We start from the raw sequence: 18,330 nt of genomic DNA, 5'->3' as shown, positions 1-18,330 counted from the left end.
TCTATCGTGCCCTACCGCCTGGCGGTAGTATCGCGACGAAAAAATTAGCTTCCCTTAATAAAATCTTCCAGCTCATTGCGCGCGACATCGTCGCCCTTCTGCACTGGAGGGGACTTCATCAGGTAGGAGGAAGCGGAAAGTACCGGTCCGGCAACCTTGCGGTCCAAGGCGATCTTGGCGGCACGGACGGCATCGATAATGATGCCGGCGGAGTTAGGGGAGTCCCAGACCTCGAGCTTGTACTCCAGGTTCAGCGGGACCTCGCCGAATGCGGAACCCTCCAAGCGGACATAGGCCCACTTGCGGTCATCCAGCCACTCCACGTAGTCCGAGGGACCGATGTGGACGTTGCGGTCTGCGCGCTTGCCAGCAATAGGGGAATTGTGCACGTTGGAGGTCACGGACTGGGTCTTGGAAATCTTCTTAGACTCCAGGCGCTCGCGCTCCAGCATGTTCTTGAAGTCCATGTTGCCGCCCACGTTGAGCTGCATCGTGCGGTCCAAGCGCACGCCGCGGTCTTCAAAAAGCTTCGCCATAACGCGGTGGGTAATGGTGGCACCAACCTGGGACTTGATGTCATCGCCCACGATGGGCAGGCCGGCGTCTTCAAACTTCTTGGCCCACTCTGGGTCGGAAGCAATGAAGACCGGCAGGGCGTTTACGAATGCGCAACCAGCGTCGATAGCGGCCTGGGCGTAGAACTTATCCGCCTCTTCGGAACCAACCGGCAGGTAAGAAACAACAACCTCGGCACCGGCCTCGCGGAGGGCAGCTGCGACATCGGCAGGAGCTTCATCCGATTCCGTGATGGATTCCTGGTAGTAACGGCCCAGGCCATCCATGGTGGGGCCGCGCTGAACGGTGACCCCGAGGTCTGGGACGTCTGCGATGGTGATGGTGCAGTTGCGGGAGCTGCGGGTAGCCTCCGCAAGATCCTTGCCCACCTTGTCTCCATCGACGTCGAAGGCCGCGACAAACTCAATATCGCCGACGTGGTAGGGCCCGAACTGGGTGTGCATCAGGCCAGGAATATTTTCCTCTGCTGCGGCGTTGCGATAAAACTCCACGCCCTGAATAAGGGACGTGGCGCAGTTGCCGACGCCGACGATGGCGACCTTTACTTTGTCAGACACACTATGCTCCTTTATAAATTCGTTGCTGTGTGGTGCCTGCGCAACGTTAGGCCAGAAATTATGCCTGGTGGTAGCACGACGGCATATGGATCGATCAAGAAGAGGAAATTAAGATAATGCGGGTGAATTCCGTTGCCTTCAAGCACGAGCTTTCCCACGAATGGGAGCGCACCCAACACGTCCGCGAATACCGCGCCGGGCACTTGGGGCGCGATGAGGTGTGCGATGCGGACTTCCTCCTTCGGGCCGCCGCCGAGCACCACGGCCGCACCATGGATAAGCCCTGCCCGGTCTGCGGGGAGGACCTGCGCCTGACCCGGTGGGTGTACGGCGAGAGCCTAGGCCGGCGCGCCGGGAGCGCCCGCAGCGAGAAAGAAATAGCGGAATTTGTCGGTGAAGGCCTGGAATTTACCGTGCATGAGGTGGAGGTCTGCCGACACTGCCGGTGGAATCATTTGTTGCGTTCTGCAACGGCTTTTAACGCGTGTTAGTTTTCGACGCACCGCCTTAGGCAGTAAGCTGCAATTATTTAGTTTGTTACCAGGGATGAATGAGGACACGAATCAGTGACCGAGAAGCAATCTACTGGCGAGTCCACTAAGGTGGACCGCCGTAAAGAAGGCGAAGAACCCAAAAAGCGCCGCATCTGGCCGTGGGTCGTTGTGGCCCTCCTATTGGTTTTTGTGGCACTGCCTGCAGGCCTTTTTGCGTATGCCTATTCGCAATACACCGTTCCGGAGCCCAAAGAGCTGGCCAATAACCAGGTCTCTACCATCTATGCCTCCGATAACGACACCCAGCTGGCGCGCTTGGTGCCGCCGGAAGGCAACCGTACGCACGTGACCTTGGATGAGGTACCCGACTTTGTGCAGGACTCCGTGCTCGCCGCCGAGGACCGCGACTTCTGGGATAACTCCGGTTTTTCCTTCACCGGTTTGGGCCGCGCGGTACTGGGTAAGGTCACCGGCAATGACACCGCCGGTGGTGGTTCCACGATTACCCAGCAGTACGTGAAAAACACCCTGGTGGGCAACGAATACTCCTACGTGCGCAAGGCGCGCGAGCTCATCTACTCCATCAAGATGACCAACGAGTGGGAAAAAAAGGACATCCTTAACGCCTACCTGAATACGGTCTACTTCGGCCGCAATGCCTATGGCATCCAGGCTGCATCCAATGCCTACTTTGATAAGGACGCCAAGGACCTCACTCCAGAGGAAGGCGCCATGCTCGCCGGCCTTATCCAGTCGCCGTCTGGCTTGGACCCGCGCGTGAACCAGGAAGGTTCCGAAAACCGGTGGAACTACGTGCTTGACGGCCTCGTGGACATGGGCGATCTCAGCAAGGAAGAGCGCGATGGGATGGTCTTCCCGGAGACCCGCGACCCCTCTGAGTACTCGGCATATACGGAAGCCCCGGGCGCTAATGGTCACATTAAGGACCAGGTCATCCGCGAGCTTGAAGAGGTGGGAATTTCGGAAAACCAGGTCTCTACCGGTGGCCTGCGCATTACCACCACCATCGATATGAACGTGCAAAACAATACGGTGCAGGCAGTTGATGACCAGCTGGCGCCGCTGCAAGAGGATGCGCGCGCGGCCTCTGTAACCATTGACCCGAAGACGGGTGCGGTGCGCGGTTACTTCGGCGGACATGATTCCAACGGTTGGGACTACGCCAACGCCCCGCTGCAGACCGGCTCGACCTTCAAGATCATGGCGCTTGCCGCTGCACTGCAGCAGGGCATTAGCTTGGATACCAACTACTCCTCGGCGCCGTACCAGCTGCCGGGCTCCGATCTGGTCACCAACGTAGGCGGCGGCTGCGGCGTGTGCGACCTGCGCGAGGCCACCAAGCAGTCCCTGAACACTTCCTACTTGCGTCTGCAGAGCGATCTGAAAAACGGTACCCAAGACACCGCGGATATGGCCCACGCTTTGGGCGTTGCCCGCTCGCTTCCGGGTATCGAAGAGACGCTGACTGAAAAGGGCAAGCAGCCTTTCGAAGGTGTGGTCTTGGGCCAGTACCAGTCCCGTCCGCTGGACATGGCAACCGCGATGTCCACCCTTGCGAACCAGGGTGTTTGGCACAACCCGCACTTTGTGCAGCGCGTAGAAAATGCCGCCGGGGAAGTTCTGTATGAGCACCCAGACGATGAGGGCGAGCGCCGCGTTTCTTCCAATGTGGCCAATAACGTTCTCGAGGCCATGGGTCCGGTGGCGGCATGGTCCAACGGCTCTCTGGCGGGCGGACGCGCTTCGGCATCCAAGACCGGTACGACCCAGCTGGGTGATTCGGGAACTAACAAGGATGCGTGGATGGTCGGTGCTACCCCGCAGCTTGCCACCTCCGTGTGGGTCGGTACGGCGGATAACACCTCGGCTATCTTCGACCAGTATGGCGGCATCATGTACGGTGCTGGAGCACCGACGAAGATCTGGAAGTCCGTGTTGGATAACTCCTTGGCGGACCAAGAATTCCAGCAATTCCCCTCGGCTTACCCCGTCCGCTTCGGCACGGTTTCTGCCGGCGGTGGCGCTCCGGCCTATAACCCAGGCGGTGGAGCCGGCGGGCAAAGTACCCAGAACTACACTGGTCCAGCGCAAAATGGCGCCCCTGAAGAAGAGGCCAGCCCAGCTCCTGCGGAAAGCCCGGATGCGGGTCGCGATGCCCCATCGCAGCAGCCGGAGACCCAAGGTGGCAATAACGGAAACGGCGGCAATAGGGGAAACGAAGGCAATAGGGGAAATGGCGGCGGCAATAACGAGCCAGCCCCACCCGAAGCTCCGTCGTTAGATGACATCCTTGACCGCGAAGGCGGTCTGGCTGACCTCTTAGGCTAAGCAAGGAGCGGTACGCGTGAGCCAAGACCAGCGCTTGTCCGCCGCAGACGAACCGATGGCGCGAGGCGTCATCGAGTTCCTGGGCGGGCCGAGGGGACGCTTTGCCCGGGGTAGCCGCGCACAATGGTGGACCCCACTGCGCGCATTGATCGCGGTAGCCTGGATTTTCTTGGCCGGTGGGTTCTTATCCAAGGCGAATTGCGCTGGTGGAAGCCGCGGCGAAGGCGGCACCATTAACCTGGATTGGTCCGCTAACCGGCAGTACAACTCTTTTTGCTATAACGACATCGTCCCGCTTTATGAAGGCCGCGGTTTAGATCAACCGGGCTTTCCCTACGCCTTTTCCTGGCAGGAAGATGGCCTGACCCGCTACATGGAATACCCGGTATTGGCGGGCATGTTCCAAGGCCTGATGGGCTGGATTGCGCGCCATACCTATGGGCTCGTGGAATGGGCCGGGGTGCCCGCCGCTGGCTGGTACTTTGGGCTCACCGCCATGGTCATGGCCTGCATCTGGGTCGGCGTCATCTATATGGTCTACCTTTTGGTGGGAAATCGCACGTGGGACACCATCCTGGTAGCTGCCAGCCCGCTTATTATCGTCCACGCCTTTAGCAATTGGGACATACCAGCCATCGCCTTTGCCGTCGGCGCGCTACTGGCCATTAGCCGCCACCGCCCTTGGCTCGCCGGCATCCTCATCGGACTTGGAACCGCATTCAAATTATGGCCGGTATTCCTGCTTGGAGCGTTTTTCGTCCTTGCTTGGCGCAATCGCCGCTGGGACGCTTTTACCAAGGTGACCGTCGCATCGGCCGCTGCCTGGCTCGTGGTCAACCTTCCCGTCGCCCTGAAATACCCATCCGCCTGGGCGGAATTTTTCCGCCTGAACCAGGAGCGCGGCGCGGAATGGACCACCCTCTATGCCCTGATTAGCCGGAATTTGGGCATTTCTTTCAGCCAGAATTTTTTGAATACCTTCTCCCTCGTGGCATTCCTCCTCTTGTGCGCCGGTATTGCCTTAGCCGGTTGGCGCAGCCCGCTTACCCCGCGGGTGGCAGAGTTGGTATTCCTCATCATTGCGGTTTTCCTGCTGGTCAATAAGGTATGGTCCCCGCAGTATTCGCTCTGGCTGGTGGTCCCGGCGGCCTTGGCCGTGCCGCGTTGGCGATTGGTTTTGGGCTGGGCGCTTGCCGATGCCCTCGTATGGCCCCTGCTTATGTGGCACATGCTGGGCATTGATAATAAGGGCATTCCACACGAGCTCTTGGACGTAGCGATCCTCGTGCGCGATGGATTCATCATCGCGATGGCGGTGATTGTGCTGCGGCAAATGTGGAATAAGACAGAAGATAAAGTGCGTGCGGCGCATCAGGGCCGCGACCCAGTGGCGGGAGTATTTCAATGATTGTGACCTTAATTGGCATGGCGTCGATCTTGTTAGGCTTTATCTGCGTCATGGCGGCCTTTTGGCTGTTTCATAACAGGGACGATAAGCGCGGGCCCATCTTCTTGGGCATCCTCGCCATTGTTTTTCTCACCCTCATTCCCGCGACGTGTGCTATCTTTTTTGCCTCCACCACGACGGGATAGATTTCTTTTCGCCGGTCATCTGCGGTACTGTGGTGGGGTTGCTTGACGCAACGTACCCTCCTGCTGCATCCGCAAAGGTGATGCAGCCGAAAACGACTAGACCATAGGAGGTGATGAGGTCCGTGCGTCACTACGAAGTCATGATCATTCTGGATCCTAATCAGGATGAGCGCACCGTAACCCCGTCCCTAGATAAGTACCTCGACATCGTCCGCAAGGACGGCGGCAAGGTTGAGAACCTCGATGTATGGGGCAAGCGTCGCCTTGCATACCCCATCGAGAAGAAGGAAGAGGGCATTTACGCCGTCGTTAACCTGGAGTGCGAGCACCCTTCGGTTTCCGAGCTCGACCGTCGCCTGAACCTGAACGACACCATCCTGCGTACCAAGGTTCTGCGCACCGACAGCAAGTAGCGGATACTGGGATCAGACACAATCCACGTAACCGATAAGGAGTAAAGACATGGCACAGGGAGATACCAACATTACGGTGGTGGGCAACATAGTTGCTGACCCCGAGCTTCGCTTCACCCCAGCGGGTGCGGCGGTAGCTAACTTCCGCGTCGCCTCCACGCCTCGTCGCTACAATTCTCAGACGAACCAGTGGGAAGACGGCGAAGCTATGTTCCTGACCTGCAACGTATGGCGTCAGGCGGCGGAGAACGTCGCCGAGACCCTGACGAAGGGCATGCGCATCATCGTTACCGGCCGCTTGAAGCAGCGTTCCTTCCAGACCCGCGAGGGTGAAAACCGCACTGTGTTTGAGATCGACGTCGATGAGGTCGGTCCGTCGCTCCGCTACGCCACCGCACAGGTAAACCGCAATCCCCGTGAGGGCGGCGGTAACTATGGCGGCGGTCAGCAGCAGCGCTCGAATAACAATAATCAAGGCGGTTTTGGAGGCCAGCAACAGCAGCAGTCGCAGCAGCAGAACCAGGCTCCTGCAGAGGATCCGTGGAACTCCGCACCGCCAGCTGGCGGCTTCGGAGGCGCTGATTCTGAACCCCCGTTCTAAGTCTGTCACCCGCAACTATTCAACTAACTCAATTGAAAGGCAGGGATCATGAAGCTGATCCTCACCGCTGCCGTTGAGAACCTCGGCGCCGCTGGCGAAATTGTTGAGGTTAAGGACGGCTACGGACGTAACTACCTGCTTCCCCGCGGCTTGGCCATCGTGGCTTCCCGCGGCGCTGAGAAGCAGATTGAGGGCATCAAGCGCGCCCAGGAAGCTCGCGAAATTCGCGACCTGGACCACGCACGCGAGGTCCGCAACCAGCTTGAGCAGCTGACGAACGTTGAGGTCAAGGTTAAGACCTCCACTTCCGGCAAGCTCTTCGGTTCCGTTACCGCAGAAGACATTGTCAAGGCCGTCTCCAAGGCCGGTGGCCCTAACTTGGATAAGCGTATCGTTGATATGCCCAAGGGCCTGGTCAAGAAGACCGGCAACTACCAGGTCGAGCTGAAGCTGCACGCTGACGTGCTCGGCAAGGTGAACTTCTCGGTCGTCGCTGCTTAAGCAGCGCTCGACGGTCCACAGACCCAAAGACAACAGCACGGCTTAAGGCCCCACGAATTCTCTATGTGAGGTGGAGAATTCCTGGGGCCTTTTGCCTACCCAACTGGCTTGTGGATAACTGTGAAAATCTGTGGATGAATGTGGAATTCAGGGTTCGCGGGTACTAAGATTTTTGCCCGACTTTACCGCTGGTCATACCCTATTTTCGGCTACTCTGTGGGAATTTTCACACTTGTAAATAACCGCCCTGACCAGCAGTTATTATCGTTGCAGGTCAGGAGGGTGACAAGTTATCCACAGTTGTGACCTCGGTAAACAAAATGCAGCGATCAGCCTAGCTGGTAATTCCACAAGTCCCTGTGGATAAGTGCCGGAGTTATGCCCAGGCAGGTAGTGTCCGGGGGCTCGTCTACACTTGGACACCGTTACGCAAGGTCGCTTCACGGACACAAAGGGGACATATGACCAACGCGAGCTTTGATGATGAACAGATTCCACCGGAACCACCGGCGCCGGATAATGCCGTAGCGCGCCGGCCGCGGTATCAACAGGACCAACCGCAGCGCTATGAGGAGTATCGTCAGCCTCCATCGGACCGGGAAGCGGAGCAGGGCGTATTGGGCGCTATGCTGCTCAGCCCCAATACGGTCATGGAGGTTATTGAAGAGCTCGAACCCGATGACTTCTATTATCCGGCCCACGCCTTAATTTATGGCGCAATGCTAGACCTCTACGCGGCGGGCCAAGACATCGACCCCCTCATCCTTTCCTCGCGGTTGGATAGGTTTAATAACCTTGAGCGCGTTGGCGGCGCGCCCTATTTGCACACGCTGTTAGCTACCGTTCCCACCGCGGCCAATGCCCGCTATTACGCGGAAATCGTGGCGGAAAAGGCCGTCCTGCGCCGGCTCGTGGATGCCGGTACGCGTGTGGTGCAACTGGGGTTTTCTGGAACGGAGGATGCCGAGATTGAATCGGTGATCGACCGTGCCCAACAGGAAGTATTTGCCATCGCCCAGCGCAAGACCGCTGAGGACTACCGCGTGCTCGGGGATCTGATTGATCCCACCATTGATGAATTGGCGGCGCTACAGCAGGCGGGCGGCGTTGAATTGGGCGTACCCACAGGGTTCATTGACCTGGATAAGCTCACCAATGGCTTGCACGCAGGCCAGATGATCATCGTTGCGGCGCGACCCGGCGTGGGTAAGTCCACGCTAGCGATGGACTTCATTCGCTCGTGCTCGCTGCAGCACGGCAAGTCCTCAGTCATCTTTTCCTTGGAAATGTCAGCCTCAGAGATTGTGATGCGCCTGCTCTCCGCGGAATCCGAGGTCAAGCTCACCGATATGCGTAGCGGTGGAGTCTCCACTGAAGACTGGGCGAAGATTGATGACACGCTTAACCGCATTCAAGATGCGCCGCTGTTCATTGATGATTCGCCGAATCTCACGATGATGGAGATTCGCTCCAAGGCCCGCCGGCTCAAGCAACAGCATGGGCTCGACCTCATTGTTTTGGACTATCTGCAGCTGATGTCCTCGGGTAAAAAAGTGGAGTCGCGCCAGCAAGAGGTCTCGGAGTTCTCGCGCCAGCTCAAGCTATTGGCCAAGGAGCTTGAGGTGCCGGTGATTGCCATTTCGCAGCTGAACCGTGGACCTGAAGCCCGTAATGACAAAAAGCCACAATTGGCTGACCTGCGTGAGTCCGGTTCTTTGGAACAGGACGCCGATATGGTTATGCTGCTGTACCGCCCAGACTCGCAAGACCGCGATAATGAGCGCGCCGGTGAGGCGGATATTATCTTGGCCAAGCACCGCGGCGGGCCTATTGACACGGTGCAGGTGGCCCACCAGCTGCACTACTCCAAGTTTGTCAACATGGCACACGGATAAAAGGCTTATAGGTCCACGACGGCGGCTGGGTCCCCTAATCGGGGACCCAGAATTACCAGCACGATAAAGACCGCGGCCGCGGCTAGGGAAAGCCAGCGCCATACCGGGAAGAAGCGTTGCCCGCCCCAGTGGGCGATTGCTGCACCGATGAGCGCGCCGAGGGTATTAAAGAGTAGATCATCGATATCCGTGCGGCCTAGCGCGAAGACATATTGGGCCGTCTCCAACGTTAAGCTAAGCGCGAATCCCCAGGCCGTCGATACCTTCACGGAGCGGCAAAGCGTGAATACCAAGAGCCCGAAGGGGATGAAGAAGGCGGTATTACCGGCGTATTCGAAAAGCGGGGCAAACCAACTATTGCCGGAGAATTCATCGAGGGGAACTAAATGGAGCTCGCGGACGCGTTGGTTTTCGGGCTTCCACAGGTAACCAATCTGGAAGAAGGCCTTCAGGGTGGTCAGCGCCACCATGACGCCAATCCACGCGCTAAGGGCTAATTTATCGAGCAAGGGCCTCGCCTTTCAGCTCAGGCAGAGTAAATGCCGCAACGGCGGCGATGGCGAATGCGGCCGCAAAGAGCACGAAAAGGAATCCAGCGCCGGTCGCCGCGATCAACGGCGGCACAACGAGCGGTGCCACGATGGAGGCGATGCGGCCAAAACCCGCTGCAGCACCCGTACCGCGACCGCGCAGCGCGGTGGGGTAGAGCTCCGGACCAATAGCGTACAGAGCACCCCAGGCGCCTAGGTTGAAGAAGGACAAAAGGCACCCGACGATGATGATGAATACCTCGGAGCTTGCGGTGCCATAGAGCCCGGCGGAGACGGCGGAGCCGACCAAGAACACGGCGAGGGTGATTCGCCGGCCCCAGACCTCAATGAGCCAGGCGGCGGTGGCGTAGCCCGGCAGCTGCGCCAGGGTAATGATGAGTGTGAAGCTAAAGGATTTTACGAGCGAGAAACCATCGGCCACCAGCAGGGACGGAATCCAGATAAAGGCGCCGTAATAAGAGAAATTGACGCAAAACCAAATGGTCCACAGCGCCGCCGTGCGGCGGCGCAAACCCGGACCCCAAATGGAGGTCTCGGTGGAGGCGGTGGGTTCCGGGTGGACATCGTCAAGCGGCTGGCTCGCGGCGGCCTCCTCGAAGGACGCCACAATCTCTTCGGCCTCCTCATGGCGGCCCTTGGATTCGAGGAAGCGCACCGATTCCGGCAATCCTAGGCGCACGTAGACCGAATAAGCGGCGGGGATGAGACCCACGGCAAAGCCCCAGCGCCAGCCGTGTTCGCCGGCGCCTACGATGAAGGTGCCGATGAGCGCGGCGAGGATCCAGCCGAGCGCCCAGAAGGCCTCGAGGAGGACCACCATGCGTCCGCGGATGCGGCGCGGGGAAAATTCGGAGATGAGCGTGGAGGCGACCGGCAGCTCCGCGCCCAAGCCGAGCCCGACGATGAAGCGGAAGACAATAAGTATGGCCAGCCCGCTGGCCAGGGCGGAGGCACCGGTGGCCAGGCCATAGACCATGAGGGTGAGGGAGAAGACGTGGCGGCGGCCGTATTTATCCGCAAGGAGCCCGCCAAATGCGGCGCCCAGTGCCATGCCGAGGAAGCCAGCGGAGGCGAGCCAGGAGGTTTGGGTGCTGCTCAAATCCCAATGCACGGCCAAGGCGGCCATGATGAAGGAAATGAGCCCCACATCCATAGCATCGAGCGCCCACCCTAGGCCAGAGCCCAGGAGTAGGCGCTTGTGTTTGCTGGTGACCGGGAGCCGGTCTAATCGTTCATTGCGGCTGAGCATGCGCTAATCATAGCGCTGGCTAGAAAATTTCCGGAGACGCAGGGAATTGGAGACGACGAATACGGAGCTAAATGCCATTGCAAGGCCGGCAAATAGCGGGTTGAGCAGGCCAAAGGCCGCCACGGGGATGAGAATAGTATTGTAGGCAAAGGCCCAGAACAGGTTGCCCTTAATGATCTGCAGCGTGCGGCGGGATAGGCGAATGGCATCGGCTGCGGACCGCAGATCCCCATTCATCAAGGTGATATCGGAGGCCTCGATGGCAACGTCGGTACCGGCGCCCATCGCCAAGCCAAGGTCAGCTTGGGCAAGAGCCGCGGCATCGTTGACGCCGTCACCAACCATGGCTACATTGTGCCCCTCGGACTGCAGCTTCTTGATGACGTCGACCTTTTCCTCTGGAATCACGCCGGCCGTGACCTCGGTGATGCCAACCTCCTCTGCCACGCGCTTGGCCGCGCCCTCGTTATCGCCGGTGAGCAGGTGCGGGGTTAGGCCCAGCTGCTTCATCTGCTCTACAGCCTCAGAGGAGGTGGGCTTGACAGTGTCCCGGACCTCAATGAGCCCAGCGAGTTCATCGTCGAGGTACACCGCCACCGGGGTAGCGCCCGCGGCCTCTGCCTCGCGGAAGGCCTCAGCGTACTGGCCTAGGTCTCCACGCGGCTTGCCGACGCCCACGCGGACACCATCCACCGTTGCTTCCACGCCAGCGGTGCTGGTGGAAAAGTCGGTGCCGGGCTCCACGTCGCGCTCGCGGGCAATCGCCTGAGCGATGGGGTGTTCGGAGTTCCGCTCGACGGCAGCGGCGCACTCGAGGACATCGCCATGCACGGCCGTAACGGACATTTCACCGGCTGTAACCGTGCCGGTCTTATCCATTACGATGGTATCGACCTGCTTGGTGGATTCAAGGATCTCCGGGCCCTTAATGAGCAGGCCCAGCTGGGCACCGCGCCCCGTGCCGACCAAGATGGCGGTCGGGGTGGCAAGACCCAGCGCGCAGGGGCAGGCGATGATCAAGACGGAAACAGCGGCGATAAACGCCGGTGCCACGCCGCCGAAGATGAGGTGTACCAGCAGCGTGAGGACGGAAATGCCAATAACTACCGGTACAAAGACCTGCGCGATGCGGTCCACTAGACGCTGCACGGGCGCCTTGGAAGCCTGTGCATTGGTAACCAAGGTAGCCATTTGGGAAAGGACCGTGTCCTCGCCCACCTGGGTGGCCTTGACTTCCAACTTGCCGGAAGCGTTAATGGTGGCGCCGGTGACGGTATCGCCCACGCCCACTTCTTCCGGGACGGACTCACCGGTGATCATGGAGGCATCCACGGCAGAATTGCCGGAGACGACCTCACCGTCGGTGGCAATCTTCTCGCCTGGCCGCACGACGAAGACATCGCCCACCTGCAATTGAGAGATGGGGATGCGCGATTCCTTGCCATCGCGCAGCACGGAGGCTTCCTTCGCGCCCATGGATAGCAGGGTGCGTAGCGCCTCAGAAGACTGACCCTTGGCCTTGACCTCAAACCAGCGGCCGAGGAGCAGGAACGTAATGACCATTCCCACGGACTCAAAGTAGATATGGTCCATGTCGGCCGAGCTGGAGGACCACGACATGCTCATGGTCATGCCAGGCTCACCGGCGTTGCCAAAGAAGAGTGCGTACAGGGACCATAGGTAGGCGGCCGAGGTACCCATGGAAATCAAGGTATCCATGGTGAACGAGCCGTGCTTCAGGTTGGTCCACGTAGCGGAGTGGAAGGGGGCACCACCAAAGATGAAGACGATGGTGGCCAGCATGGCGCAGGCCCACTGCCAGTTCTGGAACTGCAGGGCAGGCACCATGGAGACGACCATGATGGGAGCAGACAATACCGCGGAGATGATGGTGCGCCGCAGCAGGCTCTGCTGTTCTTCAGCGCGGGCATCATCAACCGGCGTGCCTTCTGCGTCTGCGTCCCCGCCCTGGTCGGCGTCATCACTGCCAGACATATCGAAGGCGCTGTATCCTGCACCTTCCACGACTTTGATCAGATCCGCGGCCGTGGACGTTTCTGGATCGAACTCAATAGAGGCGGATTCGGTGGCAAAGTTAACGCTCGCCTCCACGCCGTCTACCTTGTTGAGCTTGCGTTCTACCCGGGAAGAGCAGGACGTGCAAGTCATGCCCGAGACCCCGAGATCAACGTGTGACATAGTATTCGCCTACTTAAGGGTGTATCCGGCTTCGGCTACGGCAGCTGCTACTTGCTCATCGGTGAAATCGCTACCGGAAACAGACACAGCGCCAGTGGTGTGGTCTGCAGAAACTTCCTCAACACCGGCGATTTCGCCTACCTCTTCGCGGATGGACATTTCGCAGTGTCCGCAGCTCATTCCTTCTACGGTGTAGTTCTTCGTTGCCATGACTATCATCCTTTCTCGATTGCTTATGTCTCCATGTTATACCCCCTAGGGGTATCTAGCAAGGAAGAGATTTAGGTACGGTGGGGAATAAACCACAATGTAAAGGAGTTACAACGAGTATGGCTACTATCGACGTCACTGAAGAGAACTTTGAACAGACCGTAACCGGCGAAGGCATTACGCTTGTCGATGCCTGGGCGGACTGGTGCGGCCCATGTAAGCGCTTTGCCCCTGTCTACGAGAAGGCATCCGAGGAGCACACCGATGCTACCTTTGCCAAGCTGGACACCGAGGCAAACCAGGGCCTTGCTTCCGCGCTGCAGATTCAGTCCATTCCTACCCTGATGATCTTCCGCGATGGCATCCTCGTATTCCGCGAGGCCGGCGCACTGCCGCCCGCAGCGTTGGAGGATCTGCTCAAGCAGGTTAAGGACCTTGATATGGCTGACGTTCGCCGCCAGGTTGAAGAGCAGAACGCACAGCAGGCATAGAATCTGAATTTTCAGAGCTTCCACGGCGCTTTCTGGTGAGTATCGCTAAACTCGCTAGAAAGCGTCTTTTTTATGACCAAAGGAGATAGTGATGGCTAACCCCTTCAGCAAGGGCTGGAAGTACGTGATGAGTTCTCTCGATCAAAAGATTGATGAGAACGCCGATCCAAAGGTCCAAATCCAGCAGGCGGTCAAGGCCGCCAAGGAACAGCACCAGGAAATCTCGGATCATGCGGCAGAGATTATCGGGCACAAGTCTCAGCTAGAAATGCAGATGAACCGCCTGGTGAAGTCCCAGCAGGATTACCAATCCCAGACCGAGCGCGCCCTGGAGCTCGCGGATTCCGCTGAGGACCCTCAGAAGGCGAATGAGTACAACCAAGCCGCTGAGGTAGTGGCCTCCCAGCTCGTCGCGGTGGAGCAGGAACTAGAAGACGTCAAGCAGCAGCACGCGGCTGCGGAGCAGGCGGCTGAACAAGCCAAGAACCAGCAAAAACAATCCGAGGCCCGCCTCAAGGAGCAGCTGGCACAGGTAAGCCAGCTGGAAGCGCAGGCGGATCAGGCTGCGATGCAGGAAAAGAACGCGGAAGCGCTCGATTCCATGAACGAGCTCAACCCCGATGATTCCGTGCCGAGCCTGGATTCCGTCCGCTCCAAGATTGAAAAGCGCTATGCCGATGCCCTTGGTGCACAAGAGTTGCAGCAGGCAACCGGTGGCGACCGCATGAGCGAGATTCAAGCGGCCGGCAACGACATGAAGGCCAGCGCGCGGCTAGATGCGCTGCGCGCCGATATGGCCAAGAAAAAGGAAATCGAATCCGGCGATTAATTCTCGCGGCGGATATTAATAAGCACGCCGCGGATTCCTGAGTGGAACCCATCGCGCAAGTTCACGCGCTGGGTTTCCGTCAGGGTGTATTCATGCAGGGTTTCGCAGGCGAACTGCAGTAGCGGTCGGTCGATTTCCGGTGGTAATCCGCCGCCAGACAGTAAGTGGGCTTGGTCGCGCTGCTCTGAGTTAGCGGCATTATCAAACCACCACGATGCGTATTGCTGGCCCACATCGAATGGGGACTGGAACCCGGCAGAGCTCCACACCTCTTCTGGCAGCGGGACGTACTTCGAGCGCAGCTTGCGCCGCGGTGCCATCATTGACGGTTTCGGCGCAGGCTTTGGTGCTGCTTGATCGGTAGCCTCGGCCTCTTCGGCAGGGCCCTTTTCCACTCCTGCAGAGGGCTTGTCCTGCTCTTCTGGGGCTGGGGTTGCGGCCTGCTGTGCGCTTTGAGGTGGCGCAGGCTTTGGGGCAGGCGCCGGCGTGGGCTTTTCCGGGGTGCCGAATGCGGTTTCCACCTCGGAGGGCTCCTCGCACTCGTCGCAGTGCTCCGCGCCTGGAAGCTCCTCTTCTGCTCCCTCTGCCTTCTGCGTTGCATCGCGCACCACTGGGGGAAGGGGTCCCTCGAGGACCTGCAGTTCCATGGAGTCCGCGAAGTCCTCGCGTGGATCCAAAATGGTGGTGGAATCACACGTATGGCGCAGCGCTGCGGACATGGAATCCCAGCCAAACCCGTACAGGTGCACGCGGATGCCATTGTCTACGGCGGTCTGCGCGCCGGGAATCATGTCCGCGTCGCCGCTGACCAGTACAAAGTCGGTGAACTGGTTCTTCACGGCGGCCATGACCATATCGGCCACGAGCCGGGTGTCTACGCCCTTTTGGGTGCGTCGCTCGCCCCATTCGATGAGTTGTCCCGTGCGCAACTGCACGCCCTCGCAGGTGCGAAGGGCGCGTTGGTAGCGGTGCGGACCGGTATCCGGGATCCCGTCGTACCAGTATTGGCGTTGAATCGGGTTGCCTAATTGCTCCTCGATCATCCCGCCCATGGTGCTGACCACTTCGGGCAGGTCAATTTCTAGCTGCGCGCGAGCCCCCGTTTCCCAAGAGTTATAAAAGCTTGCGAGCAGGTATGAGGTATCGACAAAGACAAGTGTGCGTTCAAGCATGGCTCCTAAGTTCCGTTCTAATTGTTCTAAATAAAATTCTTTGTTACCTCCAGTGTGCCTTATTCACCCCGAAACGTCGATCACAATTCGCCAATTCCCAGCATATTGGCCGCAAATGAAAAGTTTTCGGTGACCATTGCGGCATCGGCAAGTGTGTTATATGGTTAGTTACACAACTAACTAAGTAACTAACGAGCCGAAGGTGATGATGGATAACTCCACGCAACCGCTCTTTCGGCAGATTGCGTCTTTGGTGGAAGACACCATTGTGGACGGCACTCTGGCGGAGGGCGATAAGGCACCTTCCACCAATGAGTTGGCGGATTTCCACAACATCAACCCCGCAACCGCGCGGAAGGGGATCACCCTCTTGGTGGACCTAGGGGTGCTGGAAAAGCGGCGGGGCATCGGCATGTTTGTGGCCGAGGGTGCATCGCGTGCCATTCGCGAGCGCAGGCGAGGCGACTTCGCAGCGGAATATATGGCCCCGCTTGTCGATGAAGCAGTTCGCCTGGGCTACAACCGCGCCCAGCTCCATGACCTTTTCGATCGGGTTGCAGAAAGCAGAGGAATGTACTCATGATTACTACCCGAGACTTCACCTTTTCCGCAGGTCTTACCCATGGTCTGGTGGGCCGCAACGGAATTGGCAAGACCACCTTATTGCGAAAAATCGCCGGCCAAATTCAATCCGGCCGCATCACGGTCTTTGACCGCCAGCCCTTTGATAACCAATCCGTGCTCAACCGGGTAATCCTCATGGGCATCGACAATCCGCTGCCAGATTCGTGGGGTAGCAAGAAGCTCGGCGCCGTTGGTCAGGCGCGGTGGCCCAACTGGAATGCGGAGCGTTACGACGACCTCATCGCGCGCTTTGACATCCCCAATAAGGCGTATTCTGCGCTCTCGCGTGGGCAAAAATCGGCGTTGGGATTTGTTTTCGCCGTTGCCTCTGGCTGCGAAATAATGCTTTTGGACGAGCCTTATCTGGGCCTCGACCTGCCGCGCCGCGAACTCTTTTACCAGGTCCTCCGAGAAGAGCACGGGCGCACCATCGTGGTATCCACCCATCACCTCAACGAGATAGAGGGGTTGCTGGACACTATTTGCCTCATGGGGGAGCACCCCATCAGTGGTCCAGTGGATGAATTTGTTGATTCCTTCCTGGAAATCAGCGGGCCCGAAGAGGCGATCTCCGCGGCCGTTTCCGCCCTTGCCCTGCCGGTATTGGAGCGCGCTTCTACCAGCCTGGGAGGCCAAGTGCTTGTCGATGCCCGCACTTCCTCGCCCGATCCCGTCTTCCGCTATGCCAACGAACATCACCTCCGGGTAGCAGAGGTATCACTTGAAAAGGCTGTCCGAGCATTGGAGGAGCAGTCATGAAACTTCTATGGCACACAACGAATTGGGCCTGGGTCACCGTCCTACTCATCATCTCGCTTTATCCGGCACTAGCTGGCGATAAGTGGGGATCTTTCACGTTTCTCCTACCAGTTTTGCCCATCCTCACGTATCAACCCAGTTTTGATAAGTACCAAGTACTAGGCCTGAGCTCACAGATTTGGAATGAACACCGCCGAATTATGCTCACGGTTTTTGCTGTTGTGGCCATGGCAGGAACGGGTGCACGGCAGGGCTGGTGGGCGTTGCCGGTTTATGCGGTGGCTCTGGCATGGGCGCTGTGGAGGAAACCTACCCCAGACAGGACAGGCTATTCGACGACCCCTTTGGGAATTGCATCCAAGCTTGGGCGTTTCCCGCCGACGCCCGACGCGCAGGCTGTATACCGCCGCCAGGTCCGCAGATGGTTCATGGCCGTCGTATTCTTGGCCATCAACGTTGTGCTTTCGCTAATGACCACGCGGTGGGAACCGATGGATTTTATTGCTTTCATTGCTTGGTTCCTCTTCTTCTCTTTCCTCGGCGGAACCATGGGCATGTTGCGCGATACGCTCAGGGATTACGTCACGCTCGGCGGCACGCGCCGCCGCTGGGCGACTATGACCGCAGCGACTGGGCTCATCTTCGTCCTTGGTTGCGCCGCCGTGGGCTCAGCCCTTTCCCTCCGAGGGACGACGACCGAGGTTGCCGCCGCCATGATCGCCATCGCGGCCGTCACCGTCCCGGGGCTTACGTACCTTGAGTTCCTAGAAAAGAGGACCCTTGGAGTCTTTGTGGCGTACCTTCTCAGCATCGCAGCGTTGGTATGGCTTTTCATCCAAGGCTATTTCTCGGCCGTGATGGGGATGTTTATCAGCCTTAGCATCTACGCAATATGGGCTGCGACCCTGCCGATATACACACGCCGCATAAGTAGCCTGTGGGAGAAAGGCCTTGCGGGCTGGTTTGGCATGAAATAACAGTGACTAAAAGCCGTTCTGAACTGCGAGTTTGTGAAAATTTAAAGCGGTGTGTAACTTAATACAAGTCAGCGCGACCGACAGCGCCCCACAGAGACAAGACATTGTTTCTGGCTGAAGCGGCGATAGGAAAACAGGCCCTGACAAAATAACTTTTTACTCGCAACGAGTTCCATGCTTTTGGGCATGTAGCTGTTGTGTGGTGACGATGTCTGAGAACTCAATAGTGTGCCAATGTACTTATTTTTTATTTTTGTGTGCATGGTTGTGTGTTGATTGGTCTGTTGGCC

19 protein-coding genes are annotated in these 18,330 nt (G+C 58.5%); 13 read left to right on the top strand and 6 right to left on the bottom strand.

Features of this window, described 5'->3' with window-relative positions; genetic code table 11:
• Positions 1 to 44 precede the first annotated feature (44 nt).
• The gene (locus QP908_RS10565) at positions 45 to 1,133 is read right to left on the bottom strand and encodes an inositol-3-phosphate synthase (protein WP_239269610.1); all 1,089 of its coding nucleotides are present in this window, start codon (positions 1,131 to 1,133) and stop codon (positions 45 to 47) included.
• Between the two features lie 116 nt (positions 1,134 to 1,249).
• Here QP908_RS10565 and QP908_RS10560 point away from each other — a divergent pair, with 116 nt between their 5' ends.
• From QP908_RS10560 to dnaB, 8 genes are all read left to right on the top strand, one after another.
• Entirely contained in the window at positions 1,250 to 1,624 is a 375-nt protein-coding gene (locus QP908_RS10560; RefSeq protein WP_284772232.1) for a DUF5318 family protein, read from the top strand.
• A gap of 75 nt (positions 1,625 to 1,699) precedes the next feature.
• Complete coding sequence (locus tag QP908_RS10555; RefSeq protein WP_284772231.1) at positions 1,700 to 3,976, top strand: transglycosylase domain-containing protein; 2,277 nt, start codon at positions 1,700 to 1,702, stop codon at positions 3,974 to 3,976.
• Between the two features lie 16 nt (positions 3,977 to 3,992).
• Positions 3,993 to 5,384 carry a glycosyltransferase family 87 protein gene (locus QP908_RS10550; protein WP_284772230.1) on the top strand — a complete coding sequence of 464 codons (1,392 nt, stop codon included), beginning with the start codon at positions 3,993 to 3,995 and terminating at the stop codon, positions 5,382 to 5,384.
• Positions 5,381 to 5,569 (top strand): hypothetical protein, encoded by a 189-nt coding sequence (locus QP908_RS10545; protein ID WP_023024487.1) that lies wholly within the window; start codon positions 5,381 to 5,383, stop codon positions 5,567 to 5,569. The genes QP908_RS10550 and QP908_RS10545 overlap by 4 nt, the downstream gene beginning before the upstream one ends.
• Positions 5,570 to 5,691: 122 nt before the next feature.
• Positions 5,692 to 5,982: a 30S ribosomal protein S6 gene (gene rpsF, locus QP908_RS10540; RefSeq protein ID WP_023016353.1), complete on the top strand. Its 291-nt coding sequence runs from the start codon at positions 5,692 to 5,694 to the stop codon at positions 5,980 to 5,982.
• Positions 5,983 to 6,031: 49 nt separating this feature from the next.
• A complete protein-coding gene (locus QP908_RS10535; protein ID WP_284772229.1) occupies positions 6,032 to 6,583 on the top strand; it encodes a single-stranded DNA-binding protein in 552 nt (183 codons plus the stop codon).
• Between the two features lie 48 nt (positions 6,584 to 6,631).
• The gene (gene rplI, locus QP908_RS10530) at positions 6,632 to 7,084 is read left to right on the top strand and encodes a 50S ribosomal protein L9 (protein WP_023024485.1); all 453 of its coding nucleotides are present in this window, start codon (positions 6,632 to 6,634) and stop codon (positions 7,082 to 7,084) included.
• 461 nt (positions 7,085 to 7,545) lie between these two features.
• Positions 7,546 to 8,979 (top strand): replicative DNA helicase, encoded by a 1,434-nt coding sequence (dnaB, locus tag QP908_RS10525; protein ID WP_284772228.1) that lies wholly within the window; start codon positions 7,546 to 7,548, stop codon positions 8,977 to 8,979.
• Positions 8,980 to 8,984: 5 nt separating this feature from the next.
• On the opposite strand, the gene QP908_RS10520 is transcribed toward dnaB, so the two are convergent.
• From QP908_RS10520 to QP908_RS10505, 4 genes are read right to left on the bottom strand one after another with little or no spacing between them, the layout of a single operon-like run.
• On the bottom strand, positions 8,985 to 9,449 hold the full coding sequence (locus QP908_RS10520) for a VanZ family protein (protein WP_284772241.1): 465 nt from the start codon (positions 9,447 to 9,449) through the stop codon (positions 8,985 to 8,987).
• Positions 9,450 to 9,477: 28 nt separating this feature from the next.
• On the bottom strand, positions 9,478 to 10,779 hold the full coding sequence (locus QP908_RS10515) for an MFS transporter (protein ID WP_284772227.1): 1,302 nt from the start codon (positions 10,777 to 10,779) through the stop codon (positions 9,478 to 9,480).
• Between the two features lie 3 nt (positions 10,780 to 10,782).
• Positions 10,783 to 12,978, bottom strand: a complete 2,196-nt coding sequence (locus QP908_RS10510) for a heavy metal translocating P-type ATPase (protein ID WP_284772226.1) — start codon at positions 12,976 to 12,978, stop codon at positions 10,783 to 10,785.
• Positions 12,979 to 12,987: 9 nt separating this feature from the next.
• A complete protein-coding gene (locus QP908_RS10505) occupies positions 12,988 to 13,188 on the bottom strand; it encodes a heavy-metal-associated domain-containing protein (protein ID WP_023024475.1) in 201 nt (66 codons plus the stop codon).
• A gap of 119 nt (positions 13,189 to 13,307) precedes the next feature.
• Here QP908_RS10505 and trxA point away from each other — a divergent pair, with 119 nt between their 5' ends.
• Both trxA and QP908_RS10495 read left to right on the top strand, forming a co-directional pair.
• Positions 13,308 to 13,679 (top strand): thioredoxin, encoded by a 372-nt coding sequence (gene trxA / locus QP908_RS10500; protein WP_023024472.1) that lies wholly within the window; start codon positions 13,308 to 13,310, stop codon positions 13,677 to 13,679.
• A 91-nt stretch (positions 13,680 to 13,770) separates the two neighbouring features.
• Entirely contained in the window at positions 13,771 to 14,508 is a 738-nt protein-coding gene (locus QP908_RS10495) for a PspA/IM30 family protein (protein WP_284772225.1), read from the top strand.
• Here the strand turns inward: QP908_RS10495 and QP908_RS10490 are convergent.
• Positions 14,505 to 15,680, bottom strand: coding sequence for an NYN domain-containing protein (locus tag QP908_RS10490; RefSeq protein WP_284772224.1), 1,176 nt, complete (start codon positions 15,678 to 15,680; stop codon positions 14,505 to 14,507). The two genes, QP908_RS10495 and QP908_RS10490, sit on opposite strands and share 4 nt — an antisense overlap.
• A gap of 208 nt (positions 15,681 to 15,888) precedes the next feature.
• On the opposite strand from QP908_RS10490, the gene QP908_RS10485 reads away from it, so the two are divergent.
• From QP908_RS10485 to QP908_RS10475, 3 genes are read left to right on the top strand one after another with little or no spacing between them, the layout of a single operon-like run.
• Positions 15,889 to 16,263, top strand: coding sequence for a GntR family transcriptional regulator (locus QP908_RS10485; RefSeq protein WP_035108334.1), 375 nt, complete (start codon positions 15,889 to 15,891; stop codon positions 16,261 to 16,263).
• Positions 16,260 to 17,063: an ATP-binding cassette domain-containing protein gene (locus QP908_RS10480; protein ID WP_284772223.1), complete on the top strand. Its 804-nt coding sequence runs from the start codon at positions 16,260 to 16,262 to the stop codon at positions 17,061 to 17,063. The genes QP908_RS10485 and QP908_RS10480 overlap by 4 nt, the downstream gene beginning before the upstream one ends.
• Positions 17,060 to 18,040, top strand: a complete 981-nt coding sequence (locus QP908_RS10475) for a hypothetical protein (protein WP_284772222.1) — start codon at positions 17,060 to 17,062, stop codon at positions 18,038 to 18,040. Before QP908_RS10480 ends, QP908_RS10475 begins: the two co-directional genes overlap by 4 nt.
• Positions 18,041 to 18,330 lie beyond the last annotated feature (290 nt).

Source organism: Corynebacterium sp. MSK204 (assembly GCF_030229885.1).
Classification (GTDB): Bacteria; Actinomycetota; Actinomycetes; order Mycobacteriales; family Mycobacteriaceae; genus Corynebacterium.
Note: the sequence above shows the minus strand (reverse complement) of the source record. Positions and strands in the feature narration are given on the sequence as shown.